At 67.4% G+C, this 18,329-nt stretch carries 17 protein-coding genes; 7 read left to right on the top strand and 10 right to left on the bottom strand.

The annotated features are described in order from the left end of the window. Positions 1–231 precede the first annotated feature (231 nt). The 8 genes from FHY06_RS27185 to FHY06_RS27150 are packed head-to-tail and all read right to left on the bottom strand — an operon-like array spanning position 232 to position 9,089. Positions 232–1,200 (bottom strand): Bug family tripartite tricarboxylate transporter substrate binding protein, encoded by a 969-nt coding sequence (locus tag FHY06_RS27185; protein ID WP_184606939.1) that lies wholly within the window; start codon positions 1,198–1,200, stop codon positions 232–234. Positions 1,201–1,203: 3 nt separating this feature from the next. Further along, positions 1,204–1,977: a carboxymuconolactone decarboxylase family protein gene (locus FHY06_RS27180; protein ID WP_184606938.1), complete on the bottom strand. Its 774-nt coding sequence runs from the start codon at positions 1,975–1,977 to the stop codon at positions 1,204–1,206. Further along, positions 1,974–3,212 (bottom strand): SDR family NAD(P)-dependent oxidoreductase, encoded by a 1,239-nt coding sequence (locus FHY06_RS27175; RefSeq protein ID WP_184606937.1) that lies wholly within the window; start codon positions 3,210–3,212, stop codon positions 1,974–1,976. The genes FHY06_RS27180 and FHY06_RS27175 overlap by 4 nt, the downstream gene beginning before the upstream one ends. 4 nt (positions 3,213–3,216) lie before the next feature. Beyond that, a complete protein-coding gene (locus FHY06_RS27170) occupies positions 3,217–3,978 on the bottom strand; it encodes an SDR family NAD(P)-dependent oxidoreductase (protein ID WP_184606936.1) in 762 nt (253 codons plus the stop codon). Positions 3,979–3,991: 13 nt separating this feature from the next. Then, positions 3,992–4,954, bottom strand: coding sequence for an acyl-CoA dehydrogenase family protein (locus tag FHY06_RS27165; RefSeq protein ID WP_184606935.1), 963 nt, complete (start codon positions 4,952–4,954; stop codon positions 3,992–3,994). Position 4,955: 1 nt separating this feature from the next. Next, on the bottom strand, positions 4,956–6,152 hold the full coding sequence (locus tag FHY06_RS27160) for an acyl-CoA dehydrogenase family protein (protein WP_260310710.1): 1,197 nt from the start codon (positions 6,150–6,152) through the stop codon (positions 4,956–4,958). Positions 6,153–6,169: 17 nt separating this feature from the next. Beyond that, complete coding sequence (locus FHY06_RS27155; protein ID WP_184606933.1) at positions 6,170–8,314, bottom strand: acetate--CoA ligase family protein; 2,145 nt, start codon at positions 8,312–8,314, stop codon at positions 6,170–6,172. Between the two features lie 4 nt (positions 8,315–8,318). Continuing rightward, positions 8,319–9,089, bottom strand: a complete 771-nt coding sequence (locus tag FHY06_RS27150; protein WP_145759817.1) for an enoyl-CoA hydratase/isomerase family protein — start codon at positions 9,087–9,089, stop codon at positions 8,319–8,321. A 376-nt stretch (positions 9,090–9,465) separates the two neighbouring features. Between FHY06_RS27150 and FHY06_RS27145 the strand changes: the two genes are divergently transcribed. Further along, positions 9,466–10,350: an SMP-30/gluconolactonase/LRE family protein gene (locus tag FHY06_RS27145; protein ID WP_184606932.1), complete on the top strand. Its 885-nt coding sequence runs from the start codon at positions 9,466–9,468 to the stop codon at positions 10,348–10,350. On the opposite strand, the gene FHY06_RS27140 is transcribed toward FHY06_RS27145, so the two are convergent. Next, complete coding sequence (locus FHY06_RS27140; protein ID WP_184606931.1) at positions 10,347–11,306, bottom strand: LysR family transcriptional regulator; 960 nt, start codon at positions 11,304–11,306, stop codon at positions 10,347–10,349. The two genes, FHY06_RS27145 and FHY06_RS27140, sit on opposite strands and share 4 nt — an antisense overlap. A gap of 174 nt (positions 11,307–11,480) precedes the next feature. On the opposite strand from FHY06_RS27140, the gene FHY06_RS27135 reads away from it, so the two are divergent. From FHY06_RS27135 to FHY06_RS27110, 6 genes are all read left to right on the top strand, one after another. Continuing rightward, complete coding sequence (locus FHY06_RS27135) at positions 11,481–12,560, top strand: LLM class flavin-dependent oxidoreductase (protein ID WP_184606930.1); 1,080 nt, start codon at positions 11,481–11,483, stop codon at positions 12,558–12,560. Positions 12,561–12,673: 113 nt separating this feature from the next. Further along, positions 12,674–13,669 (top strand): Bug family tripartite tricarboxylate transporter substrate binding protein, encoded by a 996-nt coding sequence (locus FHY06_RS27130; RefSeq protein WP_184606929.1) that lies wholly within the window; start codon positions 12,674–12,676, stop codon positions 13,667–13,669. A gap of 196 nt (positions 13,670–13,865) precedes the next feature. Further along, positions 13,866–14,933, top strand: a complete 1,068-nt coding sequence (locus tag FHY06_RS27125) for an LLM class flavin-dependent oxidoreductase (RefSeq protein WP_184606928.1) — start codon at positions 13,866–13,868, stop codon at positions 14,931–14,933. Between the two features lie 24 nt (positions 14,934–14,957). Continuing rightward, positions 14,958–15,746 carry an SDR family NAD(P)-dependent oxidoreductase gene (locus FHY06_RS27120; RefSeq protein ID WP_260310709.1) on the top strand — a complete coding sequence of 263 codons (789 nt, stop codon included), beginning with the start codon at positions 14,958–14,960 and terminating at the stop codon, positions 15,744–15,746. Between the two features lie 8 nt (positions 15,747–15,754). Next, entirely contained in the window at positions 15,755–16,123 is a 369-nt protein-coding gene (locus FHY06_RS27115) for a VOC family protein (RefSeq protein WP_221404399.1), read from the top strand. Beyond that, complete coding sequence (locus FHY06_RS27110) at positions 16,120–17,076, top strand: flavin reductase (RefSeq protein ID WP_260310708.1); 957 nt, start codon at positions 16,120–16,122, stop codon at positions 17,074–17,076. Before FHY06_RS27115 ends, FHY06_RS27110 begins: the two co-directional genes overlap by 4 nt. Before the next feature lie 10 nt (positions 17,077–17,086). Here FHY06_RS27110 and FHY06_RS27105 read toward each other — a convergent pair whose 3' ends face one another. Further along, positions 17,087–18,124, bottom strand: a complete 1,038-nt coding sequence (locus tag FHY06_RS27105; protein WP_184606925.1) for a tyrosine-type recombinase/integrase — start codon at positions 18,122–18,124, stop codon at positions 17,087–17,089. Positions 18,125–18,329: the final 205 nt, after the last annotated feature.

Raw genomic sequence — 18,329 nt, 5'->3', positions numbered from 1 at the left:
TACGGCGAAATCGGAAAGCTCTGGGCGAGCGGCGGCGACGCCAGGGTCAAGGGCTCGATCAACGGGTCGGTGGGCGTGCGCGTGAAGTGGTGACGAATCGCTTCAGCGCGTGACGGTCAGCGTGAGGGAGCAGTCGTGGTTCACGGTGCCCGCGCTCCATCCAGTGGAGCGCGCATCGTCGATGCAAAGCTTGCAGGGGCCAGCGGCGCCGGGCCCTCGCATGTCGCGTGCTCAGTCCAGATGCATCTGCACCCCCTGATCGACCAGCGCCTGCAGCTTGTCCGCTTCCAGGCCGAGGAACCGACCGAAGGCCTCCGGCGATGAAGCGGACACGCTCACGCCCGTCCTGGCGATCTGCGCCATGAGTTCCTCGTCCTGCAGGGCCAGGCGGATGTCCGCGTTGATCTTGTCGACGATCGCATCGGGCGTCGCGGCGGGTGCAAGCATGCCGAACCATGTACCCGTGACCAGGTCGACGCCCAGTTCCCTGAACGTCGGTATCTCGGGCGCGGCCGGGTGGCGCTGCGCCGCGGCGATGGCGACGGCGGCCACTCGTCCGGCCTTGACCTGCGCGTACGAGGACATGCCGTCGAACATGCCGTCGACCACGCCCGCGATCAGGTCGGACATCGACGGCCCCTGGCCCTTGTAGGGGACGTGCGTGAAGGTGATGCCGGTCTTCCTGGCGAAGAACTCGGCGCCGATGTGCGGGCTGGAAGCCAGGCCTGAAGATGCGAGCTTGAGGCTGCCCGGCGTGGCCTTGGCGTCGGCAATGATCGCCTCCAGCGGCTTGCCCTTGAGCCTGTTGGTGACCAGCAGCACGTTGTGGCTGGAACCGAGCAGCGCGACGGGCCGGAAGGATGTCTTCGCATATGGCAGGCTCTTGCGCAGCACCTGGTTGGCGGTGAAGCCGTAGCTCGTGAAGAGCAGGGTGTGGCCGTCTGCCGGGGCCTTGCCGACCAGCTGTGTGCCGATGATGGTTCCGCCGCCCGCGCGGTTGTCCACCACCACGGGCTGGCCCCACATCCGCGACAGCTTGCTGCCGAGCTGGCGCGCGAAGTAGTCGGTGACGCCACCGGCGCTGTAGGGCACCACGATGGTCACGGGGCGGGCCGGAAACGCGGGTTGCGCATGCAGCGCCGTCATCGTGCTCGCGACGGCCAGCGCGGCGCACAGCAGCCGCAGGGGATGGGTCCGCATCGTCTACTCGCCCTGTTCCCGGGTCGGCGGCGCCTGGCAAGCCTGCAGCACCTTTGCACCCAGTGCGCTGCCATGCACTGCCAGATGGGCGCCGAGCTGGATGGCCTGCAGCAGCTCGGCCGGCGCAAGGCCCTGCCCCAGGCCCGTGGCGACGATCTGTCGCACGCCATCGGGATTGAAGGCGGTGAAGCAGGCATGCAGCGCGAGCTGGACGAGGCTGCGCTCGGCATCGGTCAGGCCCGTGCCGGGTCGGCCCTTTTCGATGAAGTCGAGCAGCACCTCCACATAGCCGGCGTCCAGCCGCGCCAGTTCGTTCAGCCGCAGTGCGTGAGCGTGCCCGAGCCAGCCGATGCGGGCCTGGAGCGCCGTGCTGACGGCCTGCGAACCTCGCGAGTCCTGCAGCCCGGCGAGTTCCGCGAGGATGGCGGTCGCCTGGCCGACGCTGGCCAGGCCCTGCACGGCCACCAGGTGCAGCACGTCGACGATGTCGGCCTGCGTTGCGCCCACTTCCAAAGCCCGCTTCATGTGCGTCTGAAGGCCGGACTCGAACAGATGGGACGAGGAGCTGTCCAGCGCCACGTAGATGAGCTCCACCATGCGCGGCGTGAGCGGCCCGGTGCGCGCGGGATGGCCGGCATAGCGTGCGTACTGCTCCACGAATCCGGGGCATGCGGCGAGCATGGTCTCGGTCCACGGTCGCCAGTAGCCGCGCTCGGCGATGAAGAATTCCTTGATCCGCGCGCGTTCCTTGTCGATGCAGGTTTCCGGCGTGTTCATGCTGCTGCGTCCTTCGGTGCGTTATTCGGTGTGTTCCGGTAGCACACGAGCGTCTGGCCCGTCACATACTGCGCGGCAGGTCCGCAGACGTAGCGCAGTAGCGCGTACAGCGACCGGGGCTCCACCTCTGGCGGCACCTCCAGCGCGTTGATGCGCAAGGCGCGGCTGCCCCATTCGCAGGCCAGCGTCGAGATGAGCATGCGTGCAGCGGCGCCGTCGCCGGCGTCCTGCCAGCGGGTGCTGCGCTCCGGTGTGTCCGGCGGCAGCAGCACCGTGAGGCTGGCCTGCTGCGAATGACGGGACGCGAAGCGGATGGCGGCCTCGTGCACCGCCTGCAGCAGGCCGCTCTTGCGATGCAGCGCGGAGAGATCGATGCATGCCGGGTAGTGCGGCCCGGCGCCGGCCGTTGCGGATACGGCCTGCCAGGGTTGCGCCGGTCCGCCGAGCACCTCGAGCTGCAGCGGCAGGCCCAGCGGCAGCACATCCAGCGTGGCGGGCGCAAAACCCTGGCTGCCGCCATAGATCGACGATCCGCCATTCACCGGCAGGACCTGCCCGCTGAGCGGCGCGGCACCGGTGCTTGCCAGGAAGAACAGCGCCCGGGCCATCTCGTCGGGTGTCGCCATGCGTCCCAGCGGTGTCTTTGCCACCGCGCGCTCGGGGTCGATGCGCCCCGCTTCGATCAGCCCGGCGACGAGCTCGGTTCGCACGAAGCCGGGGCACAGCACTGTCACGCACAGGTCCGGCCGTGCGTTCGCCAGGGCGCGTGTCTGCGCGATGAGCCCCGCCTTGCTCGGGCTGTACAGGCCGCGAAACGGAATGGCGCTCAGGCCCGCACCCGACGACACGTTCACGATGCGCGCACCCGGCTTGAGCAGCTGGCTGCACGCATCCACCACCGCTGCAGGCGCAGCGAGGTTGAGCGCCAGCAGCCGGCCGGCCTGTTGGGGGCTCTGCTGTACCAGCGGCGTGTTCGAGGCATCGGACATGCCCGCGTTGTTGATGAGGGCGTCCAGTGCAGGCGTGCCTTCGGCCAGCGAGGCGATCTGCTTCGGGTCCGTCAGGTCGATCGTGCGCGGCACATGCGCGCCCTCGGCGGGCAGCTCTTGCGCCAGCTGGTGCAGGGCCTGCGCGTTGCGATCGACCAGCACGCATTGCCAGCCGGCGCTTGCGAACAGCCTCGCGGTGTCGCGTCCGATGCCGGATGCGGCACCGGTGATCAGGGCCGTGGGCATGGGCTCAGATGTTGGTCAGCGTGATGCCGCCGTCCACCGTGAGCGCCTGCGCGGTGATGAAGCCTGCCTGGTCGCTGGCCAGGAAGCAGATGCTCTGGGCGATGTCCTCCACCGTGCCCAGCCGGCCCAGCGGCGTGCGGGCGATGCGGTTGGCATCGCGTTCGGCATTGCGGTTGCGTTGCGTGCCTTCGGTGGGCACGGCCGAAGGGCATACGGCGTTGACGCGGATGTTGCGCGAGCCTAGTTCCGCCGCCGCCGCCCGTGTGATGCCGAGCACGCCCGACTTGATGCCCGAGTACACGACCGAATTGGCGGCCGATCGCAGCGCCGCGACCGACGCCACGTTCACGATCGCGCCGCCGCGTTCGGGGTCCATCACGGCCACGGCTTCCTGCAGGCTCCAGATGACGGACTTGAAGCCCACGTCGAGCATGCGGTCCACCGTTTCCGGGGCGATCTCGGGAATGGACTGGTAGCGCACCCAGGCCGCGTTGTTGACGAGGATGTCGAAGCGCCTGCCGCCGAGGTCGAACGATCGCTGGATGGCTTCGCGAATGCCTTCGCGGCTGGCGATGTTCTGCACGATCGCGAAGGCCTGCCCGCCACGGGCCCTGATCTCGTCCACCACCGGCGCGACCAGCTCTTCCTTCAGGTCGTTCACGCAGACGATGGCGCCGCGCTCGGCCATCTGGCGGGCGGTCTCGCGGCCGATGCCGGCGCCCGCGCCGGTGATGAGGGCCACGCGGCCAAGCAAATCCTGGTTCATTTCAGATCCTTGTTCAGACAGACTGGATGAAGTCGCGGCCCACCTGCCGGGCCAGCACGCCCGAGCCGAAGGCGGCATCGAACTTGCGCACCTCGCGCAGCGCGTAGTGCAGCGGCACTTCCCAGGTGAAGCCCATCCCGCCGTGCAGATGGATGGACTTCTCCAGCACGAAGGCAGAGCTGGCCAGTGCATTGGCCAGCACGGGCGAGGTGGCGCGTGCGCCGCCGAACTCATCGGTACGAAGCAGGCGCTGGATGCCCGCGCTGGAGGCCTCCTGCAGCAGGCGCATCCGCGCCAGCAGGTGGCGCACCGCCTGCTTGGCCGAGAGGGGCCGGCCGAACTGCACGCGCGTCGACATGTACTCGGCGGTGGTGGCGAGCGCGCCTTCGGCGGCGCCGTTGACCAGGCCCGCGATCAGGATGTGGCTGTCGCGCTGAAGGGCGGAGAAGGTTGCGGCATCCACCGTGGCGAGCACTTCGGCCTTGTCCAGCACCAGCCAGGCTTGGGGGTGCTCGGGGTCGAGTGCGGCATCGTCCTGGATCGTGACCGAGCCGATGTCGACCAGCGCCGCGCCGCCCTGGCCGTCGGCCACCAGGGCCCAGTCGCAGTGACTGGCGTGGCGGGCCTGGCCCGCGAAGCCTTCCTGCAGGCTGCCCTGCAGCGCCCAGGTGGCCACGCGCTCGCCCGCCGCGAGCTGGGCGGCGAGTGGTGACTGGCCCAGCGCCTTGGCCACGAGGATGGTTTCCAGCAGCGGCCAGTGCAGCCGCAGCTTGCCCGCTTCCGCCACGATGGGCAGCGCGAATTCGATGCCCAGCGCGAGGCCACCCGCCTCTTCGGACGCGCACACGCCGCACAGGCCTGCGCCTGCCAGCACCTGGGCCGCGTCGCGGAATCCGCGCGCCTGCGCGTCGGTGATGGCTGCCGCGGCGGCCTGGCCGAACTCTTCGGGCTTGAGATCGTTGTCTGTGGTGCTCATCTCAGAGGTCCTTGGGCAGATCCATGATGCGTTGCGCGATGATGTCCAGCTGCACTTCGGTGGTGCCGGCGTAGATGGTCTCGGCGCGGGAATAGAGGTAGGCGGTGGTGAAGTGCTTGCGGGCACGCTGCGCGAGCGCGCTGGAGCGCGGGTTCACCTGCGACACCAGCGACAGCGCCAGCCCCATGAAGGCCTGGTGGGCCTCGGACCAGAAGAGCTTGGTGAGCGAGCCGCGCGCGCCGATCCTGTCGCCGGCCATCATCTGGTCCACCGTGCGCTCGACCAGGCCCTTGAGCGCATCGATCTCGCCCACGACGTCGCCGATGCGGCGCTGCACGTGGCCGTCGTCCAGCAGCGTGGCCAGCTGCGGGTCGGACTTGCACGCGGCGATCAGCTGGCGCAGCTCGCATTCGAAGCGCCACGCGCGATACATGCGGTTGGTGGCGCGTTCGATCGACAGCACGCGGATCGCGGCGTTCCAGCCTTCGTCGGGCGCGCCCAGGCGGGCGCTGTCGGGGACCACCACGTTGTCGAAGAAGACTTCGGCGAAGGAGTCCTTGCCATCGATCGACTTGATGGTCGACACGCGGATGCCCGGCGTGTTCATCGGCACCGCGAACATCAGCAGGCCGCGGTGCTTGTCGGCCACCGTGCCGGTGCGGGTCAGCAGCAGGCAGTAGTGCGCCTTGGCCGCGCCGCTGGTCCAGATCTTCTGGCCGTTGATGCGCCAGCTGTCGCCTTCCTGCACAGCCTTGGTCCGCAGCCGGGCCAGGTCGGAGCCGGCATCGGGTTCGGAGAAGCCCTGGCACCAGTAGTTGCGCATGGCCAGGATGTTCGGCAGGAAGAGCTGCTTCTGCTCCTCGGTGCCGACCGTCTGGATGATGGGGCCGGCCAGCTCCTTGCCGATGGAGCTCACGCTCTCGGGCATGGGCAGCGCGCCCACTTCCTTGTTGACCACCAGGTGCTCGCGCAAGCTGAGGCCGAGTCCGCCGTAGGTCTTGGGCCAGGTCATGCCGGCCAGGCCGGCTTCGTACATCGAGGCTTCCCAGTCGCGGCACTCGTCAAGCGTGGGGGTGCGGTAGTTCAGGCTGTCCGCGCGCATGTGCTCGGGCAGGTTGGCGCCGAGCCACTGGCGCGCGTACTCGCGATAGACGGCGGGGCCGGCAGACGCGTCGGGAATGGCCGGTTTCTTTGGCATGTGCATGGGAAGTGGCTTCAATGAGAAGTGGCGTGGCCGGCGGCGGTGGGCACCATCAGTGCGTCCAGCACCAGGACGCCTTCGCCCTCGGGCTTGACCAGGATGGGGTTCATGTCGATCTCGGCCACGTCCCGGGCATGCCGGCAGGCGAACTCGGAGAGCTGGGCCACCGTGCGGGCGGCCGCGGCCACGTCGGCCTTGGCGCGGCCGCGCGCGCCGTCGAGCAGCGGGAACATCTTCAGGCTGCGGATCATCCGCACGGCCTCGTCCTCGGAAACCGGCGCGACCTGCACCGCGACGTCCTTGAGGACCTCGGCGTAGATGCCGCCGAAGCCCACCATCACCACCGGGCCGAAGACCGGGTCGCGCGAGACGCCGGCGATCAGCTCCACGCCACCGCGGATCATGGGAGCCACCAGCACGCCGTCCAGGCGGGCATGGGGCGCGTGCTTCTTCGCATTGGCCATGATGCGTTCGTACGCTTCGAGCACCGCGGCGTCGTCATGCAGGTCGAGCGCCACGCCGCCGATCTCGGTCTTGTGGGCGATGTCTTCCGAGGCGATCTTGAGCACCACCGGATAGCCCGTGGTCCGCGCGCTGCGCACGGCCTCGTCGGCGGAAGCCACCACCTCCTCGCGTGGCACGCTGATGCCGGCCGCGGCAAGCGCGCGCTTGGCATGGAACTCGTTGCGGAACACGGCGGCATCCACGCCGTCGACCGGGCCACCGTAGGCGGGTGCGGCGGGCAGGGTGGCAAGCCGGCCGAGCTGCACCAGGCCGGCGAGGCCGGTGGCCGCGGCCGGAATGCTCGGGAACACCGGGATGCCCAGCGCGTTGATCTCGGCCACCGCATCGGGAGGGCCCTGGCTGATGAGGACCATCAGCCGCTCGGGATGGCTCGCGCGGATGCTGGCCAGCGCCGCCATGTACGTGCCGCGCAGCCGCGGGTTGTACAGCGACAGGGCCAGCAGCAGCACCAGCGTGCTGCCGTTGGCGTCCTCCTGCAGCGCGGTGAGCATCTTCAGCAGGATGTCGGGGCGCGCCGACATCTGGGCCGATGCATCCACGGGGTTGTTGGTGCCGGCGGTGGGCACGGCCTCGCGGATCAGGGTCTTCGTGCTGTCGGTGAGTTGCGGCAGGGTCATGCCGGCCTCGACCATCGCGTCGGCCATCATGATGCCGAAGCCGCCCGATGCGGCCACCAGCGTCACGGTATCGGTGGCGGGCAGCCGGCCCGTGCCGAGCAGCACCGCCGCATGCCCCACGTTCAGCAGGTCTTCGAACGAACGCACGCGCAGCACGCCGTAGCGCCGGAACACGGCATCGAACACCGCGTCGGAGCCGGTGAGCGCACCGGTGTGCGATGCCGCCGCGGCCTGGCCCTGCTCGGTGGCTCCGATCTTGAGCACGATGACCGGCTTGTTGTTCGCGCGCGCCATGTCCAGCGCCTCGACCAGGCGGCCCGCGTGCCGGCAGGTCTCCATGCAGCACAGGATGATGCGGGTGTCCGCGTCCTGCGCCAGTGCCGCGATGCCGTCGGCGACATCCACGTCGGCCTCGTTGCCGGTGGCGATGAAGCGGCTCACGCCCATGCCACGCTCTGCCATGTTGCGCATGGTGAAGCTGCCGATGTTGCCCGACTGCGAGACGATGCCGACCTGCCCGGCCGGCGGCAGGCTCTGTTCCAGCGCGATGGAGAAGGAGCCCACCAGCCGGTCCACCACGTTCACGGTGCCCAGGCAGTTGGGGCCCAGCAGGCGCATGCCGTGGCTGCGTGCCACGCGCACCATCTCGGCCTGCAGCGCGGCGCCCTCGGGGCCGGCTTCCGCGAAGCCGGACGACAGCACGATCACCCCGCGCACGCCGCGATCGGCGCAGTCGCGCACGGCCTGCAGCGCCGCCTGCGCCGGCACCGCAAGGATGGCCAGGTCGGGTGCGGTCGGCGTGTCCAGGATGGAGGCGTAGGCCTGCAGGCCCTGGATGGTTCCGCCCTTGGGATTGATCGGATAGATGGCGCCCGCGTAGCCGTACTTGCGCAGCAGCTGCACGGGGCGGCCGCCGATCTTGGTGATGTCGTCGGAAGCACCGACGACCGCCACGCCCTGTGCCTTGAAGAATGCGTCCAGCCCGGTGCCGGTGGCTGCGTGAACCTGCGTCAGCATGGGATCAGCGTCCCTTGAAGACCGGCGCGCGCTTCTCGAGGAAGGCCATGCGGGCTTCACGCGCGTCTTCCGTCTTCGACAGGGCCACAGTGAATTCCTGCTCGAAGCGGTAGGCATCGCGCTGCGGCATCAGATCGACCATGTTGGCCGCGCGCTTGGCGTAGGCGATCGCCAGCGGCGCCTTGGACGCGATCTCGCGGGCCAGCTCCATCGTGACGGGCAGCAGGTCCTTCTCGGCCAGCACGTCCTCGATCACGTTGCGCTTGAGCAGGTCGTGCGCCGTGAGGCGCTGGCCGGTGAAGAACATGCGGCGCAGGGTGGAGCGACCGAACAGGGTCTTGAGCATCGAAGCGCCGCCGGCCAGGCCGACGTTGATCTCGGGCATGCCCACGGTCGCGTTCTCGCAGGCGTAGAGGATGTCGCACGCGGCGGCCAGCCCGAAGCCGGCGCCCAGCGCCGTGCCGTTGATCGCGGCGATCACCGGCTTGGCGCATTCGCGAATCGCGTTGCCGGTCTCGCGGGTGATGCGGTTGTGTTCGAGGAAGTCGCCCGCGATCTCGGCGTCGGGGCGGTCCTTGAGGTCGGCGCCCGCGCAGAACACGCTGCCGGTGCCGGTCAGCACGGCGCAGCGGATGTCTTCGCGCTCGGAAATCGCGTCGAAGGTCGCCACCATTTCGCGGCGCATGGCGCGGTTCAGCGCATTGACCGGCTTGCGGTCCATCGTGACCAGGGCGACCCCGTCGGAGACTTCCAGACGGACAAATTCATTACTCATACACCACCTCTCGAAGAAGCCGGCTTGACGCGGCACGGATCGGAATTGAATTGAAGCCAGTCGACAAACAGCCCGGGTCTCAATTCCGCGGGAATTCCGATTTAGGGGCCTGGGGCGGTGTGCTTCCGCCGGCTTGTCTCTGTTCTCAATATGCTCGATCGATTGTAGAAATGAACTCGAAAATCGATTTCAAACTAATCTGAAGGAGAGTTCTGCAAGAAATGAAGGAGTCGCTCCTCTTCCCGAGGGAAGCAGGGCGATACGATGCGGCGGCGCCGTGTTGCATGCGTGGCCCCGACGAGGCTGATTGACGTGGCTCGATGCAATTGAATAAAGAGAAGAATTCGAATTCAATTTCGAATCAATTGAATTGAAAATGGAAATTCAGCGCCTAGGAAACCTCAAAACCGCCCTGGGCGAATGCCCCGTCTGGCACGACGGGCAGCTGTGGCTGCTGGACTGCCGCGCGGGCCTGGTGATTGCACTGGATGCGGACACCGGCGCGGTCACCGCGCGCCATGAAGTCCCGCCGCCGCTGGGCTCCTTCGCCTTCAATGCCGATGGCCGCATCGTGCTGGCGCTGAAGGAGCAGATCTGCGCGCTCGACCCGCATGCCGGCCAACTGCAGGCCCTGGCGCGGATCGACGCGAGCCACGAGCACCTGCGGCTGAACGACGGCATCTCGATGCCCGACGGCAGCTTCGTGGTGGGCACCATGCACGTCTTCCGCGAGCCGGGCGAAGCTCCGTTGGGCGGCCTCTACCGGCTCGACACCGGCCTGCGGCTGAACAAGCTCGACGACGGGTTGGGCATCTGCAACGGCCCCTGCGTGAGCCCGATCGACGGCCGGCTGCATGTGGCCGACAGCGAAAGGCGCGTCATCTATTCCTACGCCGTGGCGGGCGACGGCACGCTCGGTGACAGGCGCGTGTTCGTGCGCACCGACGACCAGGGCTCCGGTCCTGACGGCTGCTGCTTCGATGCCGAAGGCGGGCTGTGGACCGCGCTGGTGCGTACCGGCACGCTTGCACGCTTCGACGCGCAAGGCCAGCTGACGCGAAAGATCGTGCTGCCCGTGACGCATCCGAGTGCGCTGTGCTTCGGCGGGCCGCAGATGGACGATCTGTTCGTCACCACCATCAGCGACAGCGGCAGGCTCAGCGCATCAGGTCCGCTGGATGGCGCAGTGCTCAAGCTCACGGGGCTCGGCTGCAAGGGGCTGGTCCGCCCCCTGTGCCGGATGCCGCTTCCGCCCGGCTAGGTCCGAAGCGGCGCGACGTCCAGTCCCGCCGGCTTGCCGTGCGCGGAAAAGCGCAGCTCGGGCCCGGCCACGTGCTCGGCCACGAAGTCGAGGAACAGGCGGATCTTCGCCGGAATGATGGGCGTGTCGAGGATGGTGGCGTACATGCCCTCGTTGAAGCCCTTGTTGCTGATGCGATAGCCGTCGAGCACCCGCACCAGCCGACCCTGGAGCACGTCGTTGTGCACCGTGTAGTCGTCCATCAGCACCAGGCCTTCACCCAGCCGCGCAAGCTCGAGCAGCGCGATGCCGTTGTTGCTGACGTGGCGCGGCTTGAAGGCGATCTGGCTCAGCTCGTCCTGCTGCTTGAAGGTCCAGACGTATTCGTCGCCCGGCAGCTGGTAGGCAAGGCAGTCGTGCTCCAGGATGCTCTCGGGCGAGACCAGGGCGGGCATGCGTTCGAGATAGGAGGGAGCCGCCACCAGGTGCCGCTCGCTCTGGAACAGCATGCGGCGCTTGACGCCCGCCTCGGCAGGCGGCGAGATGCGGAAGTCGATGTCGACCTGGTTGCGCCGAAGGTCCACGGCGGCTTCGGTGAGCGAGAGCTCGATGTGGATCTCAGGGTAGAGCTTGCGGAAGGCCGCGATCAGCGGCGGCAGCACGCCCAGCCCGAACATCACGCGCGAGTGCACGCGCAGCAGTCCCTGCGGTGCCGCACTGATGGCGGTGATGTTGGTCTGCAGCTCCTTGATGCGCCACAGGATGCTTTCGAGCTGCCGCGCGTATTCCTGTCCCGACTCGGTCAGTGCCACCTGGCGCGTGGAGCGCAGCAGCAGCTTGACCTTCAGCTCCTCCTCGATCTCGGTGATCATGCGCGACACACCGGTGGCCGAGATGCCGAAGCGCCGTGCCGTCTCCGAGAAGTTGCGCGTCTGCGAGATAGAGAGAAAGAGCTCCATCGCTCGCAATCTATCCATGGGCGCCGCCTGCCCGCGCGAAGGCGCTCGCAACACAGGCCCGGAGGCCGGAGATCGTCAACTTACTTCTCCTGTTTACGCAGTTCTGAGCTGCAGATTCAGCCATAGTCAAAGGAAGCCGTCTCCCTAGAATTTTGGCAACCCAGGCGGGTGCAATTTTCGCGGAGACAGTACATGGAATTCGGGGTGTTCATTCTGGCCCAGCAGCGCGGCTATCACCAGACGTCGCAGCAGGTCATCAACAACTCGATCGAGCAGACGGTGGCGGCGGAGCAGGCGGGCTTCAACACGGCCTGGTACGCCGAGCACCACTTCAACAACTACTCGCTGTCGCCCTCTCCGCTGATGATGGTGGCGCACATGGCGGCCAAGACGAAGCGCATCCGTCTGGGCACGGCGGTGTGCATCCTGCCGCTGTACCACCCGGCACGGTTTCTTGCGGAAGTGGGCTTCGTCGACACGGTGTCCGATGGCCGCCTGGAGCTGGGCATCGGCTCGGGCTACCAGCAGTTCGAGTTCGAACGCTTCGGCGTGAAGATCGAGGACTCGGGCGCCATCTACAACGAGTTCCTCGACATCCTGCCCAAGGGCCTGACGCAGAAGATCGTGGCGTACGAGGGGCAGCACCTGAAGCTGCCGCCGAGCTCGATCGCGGTGCGCTGCCTGCAGGACCCGATGCCGCCGCTGTGGATCACCTCGGGCAACCCGGTCACGCTGGGGCGCGGGGTGCGCGAGGGCCACAACCTGTTCGTGACCGCGCTGCTCAAGGGCAACGATGCCATCGGTGAGCTGCGCCAGAGGCTGGACAAGGTCGCGGGCGACAACGGCAAGGACCTGGACCGCGACGTGAAGTTCGGCTTCCTGCGCTGCGCGTACGCGTCGGACAGCAAGGCGGAGATCGATGCGTACCTGGACTGCGCGCGCTTCCAGCGTCGCATCTCCGAGAGCCTGAAGTTCCGTCGTTCACAGTCGGACGACGGCTACATGATCAAGGAGGTGCCCTCGGAGACGGACCCGACGATGGAGCAGCTGCGGCAGAACCTGCCGGTGGGCTCGGTCAACGAGGTCATCGACAAGATGCTGGAGGAGATCAGCATCCTGCGCCCGAAGCACATCGCGCTGCAGACGCAGCTGGGCGACTTCGACCAGAAGACGATGCTCAGGCAGATCGAGCTGTGGGGCGAGAGGATCATCCCGGCGATCCAGAAGGAACTGAGCCGCAACGCCGAAGCCTCTCGAGCTCTTCCTGCCTGACCCGAGGAAGGCGCGGCCCTTCCCGATCACATCAGATCACCTAAGCGTTGCCAGCCGCAGGACAAGCGGCCAGGGCAGCCGAGCCAATTACATATTCGAAACCGGAGACAAACATGACCCCTACACGGATCAACCGCCGCACCCTGATGGTGGGCAGCATGCTGATGGGCGCGGGCGTCAGCGCCCTCGCCAGCACCGGCGGCGCGGGCAACTGGCCCTCGCGTCCCATCCGCATCGTGCTGGCTGGTTCCGCCGGTGCGGGCGGCGACATCTTCGCGCGCCTGATCGCCAACCCGCTGGCCAAGACGCTGAAGCAGCCCGTGGTGGTGGACGCGAAGCCGGGCGCCAATGGCCTGATCGCCTGCGACACGGTGGCCAAGGCTGCGGGCGACGGCTACACGCTGCTTTTCGCGCCGTCGTCCTCGATCCTCATCAACCCGGTGATCCATCCCAAGCTGCCGTACAACGCCGAGAAGGATCTCGTTCCGGTCGCGCAGGTCGGCGCCGCGGGCATCCTGCTGATGACCAACCCGAGCACCGGCTTCAAGAACCTGGCGGACATGGTGGCCTACGCCAGGAAGAACCCAGGCAAGCTGGCCTACGGCTCCTGGGGCACGGGCTCCTCGGGCCACCTGGCCATGGAAGGCATCAAGGCCCACTACGGCCTGGACATGCCGCACGTGCCGTACAAGACGCTGGTCGGCGAAGTCACGGACCTGATCGGCAACAACATCAGCGTGGCATTCACCGACATCGCATCGCCCGTGCAGCACATGCGGCAAGGGCGGCTTGTGGGGCTGGGCCAGACCGGCTCGCAGCGCTGGCCCGCGACGCAGGACGTGCCGACGCTGGCGGAGCAGGGCTACAAGTTCGAAGCCGACGGCTGGTACGGCGTCTTCGCGCCGGCCGGGACGCCGCAGGAGATCATCGACAGGCTCAACACGGAGATCAACAAGATCCAGAAGCTCGACGAAGTGCGAGCGCAGATCGAAGGCCAGAACATGATCGTGCCGCCCAGCCGCAACGCCGCGCAGTTTGCGGCGTCCATCCAGAAGGACGCCGCCATCTGGCAGGGCCTGGCGAAGGTGACCGACCTGCGCGACAAGTAGCAGGAGAGAGACGAAGCAGAAGACGGGTGTCTTCTGCAAGCACAGGCAACGGGGCTCATGCCCCGTTTTTCGTTGGACCGGCGCAGCGCATCCCTCTCTTTTTTGCAGGACTGAATCGCGCTCCTTCCATATTCACCAACACCGTGCGCAACCAGAGAATTCTGCTCATCGCATAGCACTACTTGAGCGGAACAACATGGAATTCGGCGTATTCATCCTGGCCCAGCAGCGCGGCTATCACCAGACGTCGCAGCAGGTCATCAACAACTCGATCGAGCAGACGGTGGCGGCGGAGCAGGCGGGCTTCAACACGGCCTGGTACGCCGAGCACCACTTCAACAACTACTCGCTGTCGCCCTCGCCGCTGATGATGGTGGCGCACATGGCGGCCAAGACGAAGCGCATCCGGCTGGGCACGGCGGTGTGCATCCTGCCGCTGTACCACCCGGCACGGTTTCTTGCGGAAGTGGGCTTCGTCGACACGGTGTCCGATGGCCGCCTGGAGCTGGGCATCGGCTCGGGCTACCAGCAGTTCGAGTTCGAACGCTTCGGCGTGAAGATCGAGGACTCGGGCGCCATCTACAACGAGTTCCTCGACATCCTGCCCAAGGGCCTGACGCAGAAGATCGTGGCGTACGACGGGCAGCACCTGAAGCTGCCGCCGAGCTCGATCGCAGTGCGCTGCCTGCAGGACCCGATGCCGCCGCTGTGGATCACCTCGGGCAACCCGGTCACGCTGGGGCGCGGGGTGCGCGAGGGCCACAACCTGTTCGTGACCGCGCTGCTCAAGGGCAACGACGCTGTCGCCGAGCTGCGCCAGAGGCTGGACAAGGTCGCGGGCGACAACGGCAAGGACCTGGACCGCGACGTGAAGTTCGGCTTCCTGCGCTGTGCGTACGCGTCGGACAGCAAGGCGGAGATCGATGCGTACCTGGACTGCGCGCGCTTCCAGCGTCGCATCTCCGAGAGCCTGAAGTTCCGTCGTTCGCAGTCGGACGATGGCTACATGATCAAGGAGGTGCCCTCGGAGACGGACCCGACGATGGAGCAGCTGCGGCAGAACCTGCCGGTGGGCTCGGTCAACGAGGTCATCGACAAGATGCTGGAGGAGATCAGCATCCTGCGTCCGAAGCACATCGCGCTGCAGACGCAGCTGGGCGACTTCGACCAGAAGACGATGCTCAGGCAGATCGAGCTGTGGGGCGAGAGGATCATCCCGGCGATCCGCAAGGAGGTCGAGTCCATGAACGCCGTGGCAGCCTGAGGCACGCACTCGCACATGTCGAGCATGACTGTTTTCGACGGCGCTTCGCTGCGCGGCCGCGTGGCCGTGGTCACGGGTGCCTCCAGGGGGATCGGCCTTTCGATCTGCGAGCACCTTCGCGCCATGGGTGCGCAGGTGGTGCAGCTGGACGTCCTCTTTCCCGAAGAGTCCGAAGTGCCGGTCGAGGCGAACGGCATGCTCGCGATGCGCTGCGACGTGGCCGATCCCGCCTCGGTCGCCATCATGGCTTCGACGGTGCGCACCGCTTTCGGTCGCTGCGATGTCCTGGTCAACAACGCCGGCATCACCGCATCGCCCGCGGCGCTCGAGGACTTTCCCATCGACGAGTGGGACCGCGTGTTCCGGGTGAACCTGCGTGGCGCGCTGCTGTGCGCCCAGGCGCTGGTGCCGATGATGTTCGAGGCGCAGGCCGGCAGCATCGTCAACGTGGCATCCATCTCCGCCCGCTCGCCGACGCGCGCAGTCGCCTATGGCGCAACCAAGGCCGGTCTGCGCGCACTGACGCAGCAGATGGCGGTGGAGTGGGGACCGCGCGGCATCCGGGCCAACTCGGTGAGCCCGGGGATGATCCGCACGCCCCTCTCTGAGGTGCACTACAGCCAGGAAGGCATGCTGGAGAGCCGGGTCTCGAAGATCCCGGCGCGCCGCATCGGCCGGCCGGAGGACATCGGCGGCATCGTCGCGTTCCTCGCCAGCGATGCGTCCGGCTACATCAACGGCGAGGACATCGTGGCCGATGGCGGCTTCCTCAAGGCCTCGCTCAACAACCTTTACAACAACCCCGCACAGTGAGCCCAGCCATGGAATCGCCAAAGCGCCTGCAGAACGTCTTCGTGGTGGCCGAGCGGCCGGCCGAACTCCATTCCTTCTATGAGTCCGCGCTGGGACTGCAGCTGAAGTTCCGTGACAAGGATCGGTGGATCCAGTACGGCGTCGGCAGCACGAGCGTCGCGCTCGCCTGCCGCGAAGAAGCGGCGCCCGCCGTCTCGGGCATGGTGATGGTGTTCGAGGTGGACAGCTTCGACGGCGCGCACGAGCGCATCGCGGCCAGCGGCGGCGAAGTGCTGGGAACGCGCGACATGGGCGCCCACGGCGCCGTGCTGTCGCTGCGCGACCCCGAAGGCAACATCGTTCAACTCTTCAAGCGCCAGGGGACGCCGACGCCATGAGCCTCGCCATGCCACAGGCCGATGAGGCCATCGACCCCAAGTTGTTCCGCCAGCTGCTCGGCTGCTTCCCGACGGGGGTGGCCGTGGTCACCACCTGCAACGCCGATGGCAGCCCCGCGGGCTTGACCTGCAATTCGTTCAGCTCCGTCTCGCTGGAGCCGCCCCTGGTGCTGTTCAGCCTGCGCAAGGCCAGCAGCCTGCTGCCGACCTTCGTGGAATCCGGCGCCTTCGCGATCAACATCCTGTCGCAGAGCCAGGACGCACTCTCGGGCCGGTTTGCGTCGAGCAGGATCGCCGACAAGTTCGAGAGCGTGGCCTGGCGCAGGGGCCCGCTGGGCACGCCGCTCGTCGACGACTGCCTGGCCAGCTTCGAATGCAGCGTGCATGCGCGGCACGAGGCGGGCGACCATGTGATCTTCATCGGCGAGGTCAGGCACATGACGCCGGGCTGCTCCGACCATGCCCTCGTGTTCTACAAGGGCGCCTACATGATGCTGGCAGAGTCGCTGCGCAAGCTCGTCGTCGACGGCAAGCTCGGCACGGCCGACATCGACGAGGCCTACCGCGCGCTGTATGGCACGCTGCTGCGCCTGGCGTGCGAGCGGGCCACCGACGCCGAGGTGGATGCGATCGAGGCCGCCGTCGACGGCATCGAGAAGCACCAGGACGTCGGCGCGCTGCCGCAGCGCATCGATGCGATGGCGAGCTTCTTCTCGTCGATCGCACAGGCGGGGCACAACGAGGCACTGCGCCTCATGGCCCAGACGATGACCGCCGTCTTGCGCGAGCGCATGACGCACGTGATCCCGGCGCATCCGCGCCCCGACGTGTTTCCGCTTCGGCGCAAGGTGGTGCAGCGCCTGCGGGCGCGCGATGCGGATGGCGCTGCGGGGGCGCTGGACGAACTCATCTTCGTGCTGCGCAAGGGAGATGGCGCGCAGCTGGCGTCTTGACGACCTTCGCTCAAACGACGTCGATCACTCCGGGCAGCACCCGCTCGTAGCGCTTCATCTTCGCCGCCTCGATCCCCAGCCAGGCCGCCACCTGCTGCGGCGACGTGCCCCGCCGCAGCTGCCGCAACGCGAAGGTATGCCGCAGCCGGAACGACCCGCCCTCGCGCGAGTCCATGCCTGCTTCCTCGAGCACGCGTTTTGCGCACTCGTATTGGGAGGGCTTCTGCCACTGTTTGCCGGTGCGCGTGGAAGGGAAGATGAATGGGCCCGTGATGCCGGCGTCTGCACGTACGGTGAGCCAGTGCTGAAGCAGTTCTCCGGCCCAGGGGGCGATGGGAGTCTCGCGGGCAGGTGAATTGCCGTTGCCAGGCACCAGCAGCTTCCACGGGCGTTCACTCACGCGGCCGGCATGCGCGATCACCGACTCCAGCGTCAGCGCGCGCACGTCCCCTGGCGTCAGGCCTGCGCCCAGCTGCAGGGCAACCGAAGCCCTGTTGCGCACTTCCTGCCACGTCATCGCGGCCAGTGCGTCTCGCGACGCTCCCGGCCGCGGCCGCGCTGCAGACAGGAATGCGATGAGCTGCCGGGCCTCTCCCACCGAGAGGTAGTCGGGCAAAGGATCGGCGTGCGCAGCATCGGCGTACCGCATCTCGGGGTTCGCCTTGATCCAGTCCGCTGCTGCCGTGTTGGGTGGGGTTTCGTTGCGCGAGGCATGGTGGCGCAGGACCCGGTCGATCAGGCGCATCAGGCGCAACGCATAGCGCGGCGTGAGCGACAGGTCGGAGGTCTTGCGACCGAAGCGCGCCGCCTGGAAGGCCTGCAGGTCGGCCAGATCGAGCGAGGGCAGGGCGACCACCGGCGACTGGCCAAGGCACCATGCCGCGAACGCCTCCCACATGTCCTCGTACACGGCGACCGAGCCCTCGCGGCGAAGCAGCCCGGATCCACGCTGGTCTGCCAGCCAGGTCTCGAAGGCTTCCTTGAACACGGCCGCGTGCCGAGGCGGCGGCGCGTCATCGAAAAGGGAGAGGGTCAGGCCTGCCGGCATAGGGATGGGGGCGTCTTTCGGATAAACATACTAACGGCGGGCGTTTGCTGGGTTTGTATTTGGATTGCAGTTTTGGATCTACAGGGGCTTGTTTTGGCGGTTCGACTAACTGTGTTTGCCGTTAGTCTAATTATTAGCGCCGCAGAGATGAAAACAGGTCCAGGGGCTCGGAAAGCACTCGGGAGAGGGGCGAGCCACACAACAC

The sequence above is a fragment of the Variovorax atrisoli genome (assembly GCF_014195185.1).
GTDB classification, from domain to species: domain Bacteria; phylum Pseudomonadota; class Gammaproteobacteria; order Burkholderiales; family Burkholderiaceae_C; genus Variovorax; species Variovorax atrisoli.
This window is presented reverse-complemented; position numbering and strand designations above follow the sequence as displayed.

What these genes read in the sequence shown, in the direction of transcription:
- FHY06_RS27185 (WP_184606939.1), bottom strand. Translation starts at nt 1,200, where the DNA reads ATGCGGACCCATCCCCTGCGGCTGCTGTGCGCCGCGCTGGCCGTCGCG.
- FHY06_RS27180 (WP_184606938.1), bottom strand. Translation starts at nt 1,977, where the DNA reads ATGAACACGCCGGAAACCTGCATCGACAAGGAACGCGCGCGGATCAAG.
- FHY06_RS27175 (WP_184606937.1), bottom strand. Translation starts at nt 3,212, where the DNA reads ATGCCCACGGCCCTGATCACCGGTGCCGCATCCGGCATCGGACGCGAC.
- FHY06_RS27170 (WP_184606936.1), bottom strand. Translation starts at nt 3,978, where the DNA reads ATGAACCAGGATTTGCTTGGCCGCGTGGCCCTCATCACCGGCGCGGGC.
- FHY06_RS27165 (WP_184606935.1), bottom strand. Translation starts at nt 4,954, where the DNA reads ATGAGCACCACAGACAACGATCTCAAGCCCGAAGAGTTCGGCCAGGCC.
- FHY06_RS27160 (WP_260310710.1), bottom strand. Translation starts at nt 6,152, where the DNA reads ATGCCAAAGAAACCGGCCATTCCCGACGCGTCTGCCGGCCCCGCCGTC.
- FHY06_RS27155 (WP_184606933.1), bottom strand. Translation starts at nt 8,314, where the DNA reads ATGCTGACGCAGGTTCACGCAGCCACCGGCACCGGGCTGGACGCATTC.
- FHY06_RS27150 (WP_145759817.1), bottom strand. Translation starts at nt 9,089, where the DNA reads ATGAGTAATGAATTTGTCCGTCTGGAAGTCTCCGACGGGGTCGCCCTG.
- FHY06_RS27145 (WP_184606932.1), top strand. Translation starts at nt 9,466, where the DNA reads ATGGAAATTCAGCGCCTAGGAAACCTCAAAACCGCCCTGGGCGAATGC.
- FHY06_RS27140 (WP_184606931.1), bottom strand. Translation starts at nt 11,306, where the DNA reads ATGGATAGATTGCGAGCGATGGAGCTCTTTCTCTCTATCTCGCAGACG.
- FHY06_RS27135 (WP_184606930.1), top strand. Translation starts at nt 11,481, where the DNA reads ATGGAATTCGGGGTGTTCATTCTGGCCCAGCAGCGCGGCTATCACCAG.
- FHY06_RS27130 (WP_184606929.1), top strand. Translation starts at nt 12,674, where the DNA reads ATGACCCCTACACGGATCAACCGCCGCACCCTGATGGTGGGCAGCATG.
- FHY06_RS27125 (WP_184606928.1), top strand. Translation starts at nt 13,866, where the DNA reads ATGGAATTCGGCGTATTCATCCTGGCCCAGCAGCGCGGCTATCACCAG.
- FHY06_RS27120 (WP_260310709.1), top strand. Translation starts at nt 14,958, where the DNA reads ATGACTGTTTTCGACGGCGCTTCGCTGCGCGGCCGCGTGGCCGTGGTC.
- FHY06_RS27115 (WP_221404399.1), top strand. Translation starts at nt 15,755, where the DNA reads ATGGAATCGCCAAAGCGCCTGCAGAACGTCTTCGTGGTGGCCGAGCGG.
- FHY06_RS27110 (WP_260310708.1), top strand. Translation starts at nt 16,120, where the DNA reads ATGAGCCTCGCCATGCCACAGGCCGATGAGGCCATCGACCCCAAGTTG.
- FHY06_RS27105 (WP_184606925.1), bottom strand. Translation starts at nt 18,124, where the DNA reads ATGCCGGCAGGCCTGACCCTCTCCCTTTTCGATGACGCGCCGCCGCCT.